Below are 5,216 nucleotides of genomic sequence, written 5' to 3'. Positions count from 1 at the left end.
TAATAAGAAATTATATGCAAAAACTCATTTCAATGAAAAAATTGTTAAATATAAAGGTGTTAAAATGAATGCATTCACCGGTGAGTTTAAAATTTATTATGATATTCCTGATTTTTTTGGATTAGGTAAAGGAGTTTCTCAAGGATTTGGCTGTGTAAAACAGATTATTGATGAGGAATAAATGTTAACAGTTGTTGTTTATGATATAACTGATAATACTTCAAGATCATATTTAATCAAAAAATTACAGTTTTATGGTTTAAAAAGACTTCAGAAATCAGTTTTCATTGGTTATCTTGAAAACATTGAACGTTCAAATCTTGCAAGTGATATTAAAACATTTCTTTCAAATGATAGTGATAGTATTGTAATATTTCCATTATGTGAAAATTGTAAAAAATCAATTTTACTTGAAGGCGATGCTGATATTCCTCATGATAATTTAACATACAGATTTTTATGAGATTAATTATTGATGGTTTTAATAAGTCAATTTCTAAAAGAGATAATCAAATTCTTATAAAGGAGGATGGAACGGAGGTTGATTATTTCTTGCCTAAGGATTTAAAACAAATTATCATTTTAGGAAAGGGTGCAGTGACTTTCGATGCCATATCACTTCTAGCAGAAGCTAATGTCGATTTAATAGCCATTGATTGGAGAGGAAATATAAAATATAGATTAGCGTCAAAAGAACACAATAATGTACAAATAAGAAAACAACAGTATTTTTCTCTAAATGATTCTAGAAGCGGATATTTAGCTAAAAAATTCATCGAATCCAAAATCAAAAATCAAAAAGCAACACTTGGTTCTCTATCAAGATCACGTGGAGGCATTGAATTTTTAGAAACTCAAAAAAGCAAACTGGATAACTTATCTAAAGCTATTAAAGATATTAAAAATAGGCCGTCTGAAAGAATAAGGTCTGAAATTTTCGGTATTGAAGGTTTGGCTTCACAAGAATACTGGCAGGGATTCAGATATATTATTGGTGATGATTTAGATTTCATAAATCGCAGCGGCAGAGGAGCTCCAGACATTGTCAATGCAATGTTGAATTATGCATATGCAATTTTAGCATCAGAAGTTTTAAAATCGCTTCATATGTCTGGTTTAGATCCTTATGCAGGGTTTTTACATTCTGATTCGTATGGTAGAACTAGCTTAGTTTTTGATGTAATGGAAGAGTTTAGACAGCAAATTGTTGATAAAAGTGTTTTGAAACTAATTAATTTAGGACAAATTGAAAAAGATGATTTTGAAATAAAAAATGGTTTTGTATACATTGGCGGGGACTGTCGAAAATTACTCGTCAAATCTATCTTAGATAAATTAAATACAGAAGTTACTTTCAATGGAATTAAAAAATCATACTCAGATTACATTGAAGTCGAATCAAAAAATATTGTGGATTTTTTAATGTATAATAAACAATTTAAAACATTTTATTTAAGATGGTGAAACGTGGGAACCTAACAATTTTTGATGATTTTTCAGTGATGTGCCATATTTTTATTAATTTTTATTTTTTTATTCATGTTCTTTAATTTTATTAAATTTGGATTAATGGATTATTTTTATCAAAATTTTTGATAATTAACTTTATTTTTATTTTTTATTCATGTTTATTTTTTTAAATTATTAAAAAAGTTTTTATATTAAGTGTGCATATCTTTATATAGGAATCATTATTTTATGATTCCCACACAAGGGTTGAAAATTGAGGTCTTCTCAGTATGTAATAGCTTCAAATAAGAAAATTTTTGGGCTATTGCAGAACAGCTTCCAGTAAAACAAGGATTGTGACAAATATACATATTTCCCAATGATATCTATTAATTTCATTGCAGAACAGCTTCCAGTAAAACAAGGATTGTGACGCTTGTAACGAGCCCTAAAATTTTATCAAACATAAAATTGCAGAACAGCTTCCAGTAAAACAAGGATTGTGACACATGGGCTATGTCCATGTCTGGAGTGGTAGTTATATTGCAGAACAGCTTCCAGTAAAACAAGGATTGTGACACCTCAACACCATCTTTAAACATTACTTCTTTATACATTGCAGAACAGCTTCCAGTAAAACAAGGATTGTGACTAATATTTGTTTCTCGAGGACTGGGTTTATATCCTATTGCAGAACAGCTTCCAGTAAAACAAGGATTGTGACACCATCTATGATGGTGAATCTATAATCCACTTTATATTGCAGAACAGCTTCCAGTAAAACAAGGATTGTGACTCTTCTATTTGTTCTTCATTCATTTCTCCAATTCGAATTGCAGAACAGCTTCCAGTAAAACAAGGATTGTGACGGTCCAATACAGAGGCGAACGCCTAGGATGTGTTTGATTGCAGAACAGCTTCCAGTAAAACAAGGATTGTGACGCTCTTAAGACCTCCGTAATTATCTCTTTATTCAAATTGCAGAACAGCTTCCAGTAAAACAAGGATTGTGACCGGATGCATAATTGAATACATCCTCCTCTATTTAGATTGCAGAACAGCTTCCAGTAAAACAAGGATTGTGACTTTATTTTTCGAACCGCCACGTCGCCGTGCGACGTATTGCAGAACAGCTTCCAGTAAAACAAGGATTGTGACCCTTTATTCTTTAAGCCTTCTATAAGAAAATCATTAATTGCAGAACAGCTTCCAGTAAAACAAGGATTGTGACACAGTAACGATAAAAGGCTATATTATCCTTCTTATCATTGCAGAACAGCTTCCAGTAAAACAAGGATTGTGACTTTAAATTCGTTAAAACAGGCTAAATGTATTTTTTTATTGCAGAACAGCTTCCAGTAAAACAAGGATTGTGACATCTATAATCCATTTTTTTCACCTCCTTTTAAATGGATTGCAGAACAGCTTCCAGTAAAACAAGGATTGTGACATGCTTTTTAAGCACCTAGCATAAAACCAACTCCTTATTGCAGAACAGCTTCCAGTAAAACAAGGATTGTGACGCTATTTTTTCAAATAACCTGTAAATTTGACCTTACATTGCAGAACAGCTTCCAGTAAAACAAGGATTGTGACTGGTGAATCTATAATCCATTTTTTTCACCTCCTTTTATTGCAGAACAGCTTCCAGTAAAACAAGGATTGTGACTTTTTTTAAATTACCACTTAAAATCGTCTAATTCAATTGCAGAACAGCTTCCAGTAAAACAAGGATTGTGACGGTCTTTCTCCTTTTCGATGGTGACCTCTACACCAATTGCAGAACAGCTTCCAGTAAAACAAGGATTGTGACTTGACGGAAGCACCGGTAAAAACTTCGGATTATTAAATTGCAGAACAGCTTCCAGTAAAACAAGGATTGTGACTTCGATGGTGACCTCTACACCATCTACAAATTTTAGATTGCAGAACAGCTTCCAGTAAAACAAGGATTGTGACTTGAATTAAAGGCTAAAATAGCCGAATATTACAATTATTGCAGAACAGCTTCCAGTAAAACAAGGATTGTGACTCTTTTTCTGTTTCGATAAGGCTTGCTTGCCTTTTAATTGCAGAACAGCTTCCAGTAAAACAAGGATTGTGACTCCACTCCACACGTGGACATAGCCACGTGTAGATGCATTGCAGAACAGCTTCCAGTAAAACAAGGATTGTGACGGTCTTTTTCCTTTTCGATGGTGACCTCTACACCATATTGCAGAACAGCTTCCAGTAAAACAAGGATTGTGACTATTTCTTATTTAATTCAAATCGGCTGATATAATTGATTGCAGAACAGCTTCCAGTAAAACAAGGATTGTGACCCTTTTAATAGTTTTTTATACTTTTCTCTAATATAATTGCAGAACAGCTTCCAGTAAAACAAGGATTGTGACCTTCTGACCTTCTGACCTTCTGACCTTATTGCAGAACAGCTTCCAGTAAAACAAGGATTGTGACGTGACCTCTACACCATCCTCGAAAAACAATTCTTTGATTGCAGAACAGCTTCCAGTAAAACAAGGATTGTGACCTGTTCCCGATTAGTGATTTGGTGCACTATGAGTGGATTGCAGAACAGCTTCCAGTAAAACAAGGATTGTGACTAGTTATTGTGCTTTTGCCCGTACCACCCTTACCCAATTGCAGAACAGCTTCCAGTAAAACAAGGATTGTGACGTTACCATTAGCATTGTCATATAAAAACTTGTTTTATTGCAGAACAGCTTCCAGTAAAACAAGGATTGTGACTTTTTATTTTTTTCTATATACTTTAAAATATTTTTATTGCAGAACAGCTTCCAGTAAAACAAGGATTGTGACTTGTGGATCTCCCAGATATATTCTTCAGTTATTGAAATTGCAGAACAGCTTCCAGTAAAACAAGGATTGTGACATTAAATTCACTTTGTTTTATAGTTATCTCTTCTAGATTGCAGAACAGCTTCCAGTAAAACAAGGATTGTGACATTTCTTCCTCGGATATTCCATATTTATTTGATTTAATTGCAGAACAGCTTCCAGTAAAACAAGGATTGTGACTGCTTTGTCGAGGATTGAGGATTTGCATGTTTTTAAATTGCAGAACAGCTTCCAGTAAAACAAGGATTGTGACCATAAACTCATCAATACATCCGGAACATCCTTCACAATTGCAGAACAGCTTCCAGTAAAACAAGGATTGTGACCAGTGAAATTTTTAATCAAACCAGTTGCATTTTGAATTGCAGAACAGCTTCCAGTAAAACAAGGATTGTGACTAGTGTTAACGTTGATATCTATGTCTATTTGCTCCAATTGCAGAACAGCTTCCAGTAAAACAAGGATTGTGACAATAACTCATTACTGTTAAAACTTGATGAATTATATTGCAGAACAGCTTCCAGTAAAACAAGGATTGTGACTTATTATAAAATATTTAAATAGTATAACCAACATAAATTGCAGAACAGCTTCCAGTAAAACAAGGATTGTGACGATATGGAGTACACTAGAAAAAACCCGCCATGAAGAATTGCAGAACAGCTTCCAGTAAAACAAGGATTGTGACCCAGTAGTGCTGACGCTGGGAAATATGGTTATAAGATTGCAGAACAGCTTCCAGTAAAACAAGGATTGTGACCATAATAAAACCAATCACATGATTCTTCTACATCATATTGCAGAACAGCTTCCAGTAAAACAAGGATTGTGACTGGTTTTCATGTCCTCCAATGAGGAGGTTTTTTGCATTGCAGAACAGCTTCCAGTAAAACAAGGATTGTGAC

At 33.7% G+C, this 5,216-nt stretch carries 3 protein-coding genes and 1 CRISPR repeat array; all 3 genes read left to right on the top strand.

What is annotated here, in order from left to right; translation table 11 throughout:
• Positions 1-181: CRISPR-associated endonuclease Cas6 (locus Q9969_RS11545; protein WP_305557895.1), on the top strand; the 181-nt coding region annotated here is incomplete at its 5' end.
• On the top strand, positions 182-463 hold the full coding sequence (gene cas2 / locus Q9969_RS11540; RefSeq protein ID WP_305557893.1) for a CRISPR-associated endonuclease Cas2: 282 nt from the start codon (positions 182-184) through the stop codon (positions 461-463).
• A complete protein-coding gene (gene cas1, locus Q9969_RS11535; RefSeq protein WP_305557891.1) occupies positions 460-1,464 on the top strand; it encodes a CRISPR-associated endonuclease Cas1 in 1,005 nt (334 codons plus the stop codon). Before cas2 ends, cas1 begins: the two co-directional genes overlap by 4 nt.
• A gap of 309 nt (positions 1,465-1,773) precedes the next feature.
• Positions 1,774-5,216: direct repeats of the CRISPR family, unit length 37 nt; unit sequence ATTGCAGAACAGCTTCCAGTAAAACAAGGATTGTGAC.

This window comes from Methanobrevibacter sp. V74 (assembly GCF_963082495.1).
Lineage (GTDB): Archaea > Methanobacteriota > Methanobacteria > Methanobacteriales > Methanobacteriaceae > Methanocatella.
The sequence above is the reverse complement of the archived record's forward strand: the minus strand, read 5'-3'. Positions and strand labels throughout refer to the sequence as shown.

Excerpts from the sequence above, each read along its gene's own strand:
- cas2 (WP_305557893.1), top strand. The coding sequence starts at position 182 with ATGTTAACAGTTGTTGTTTATGATATAACTGATAATACTTCAAGATCA.
- cas1 (WP_305557891.1), top strand. The coding sequence starts at position 460 with ATGAGATTAATTATTGATGGTTTTAATAAGTCAATTTCTAAAAGAGAT.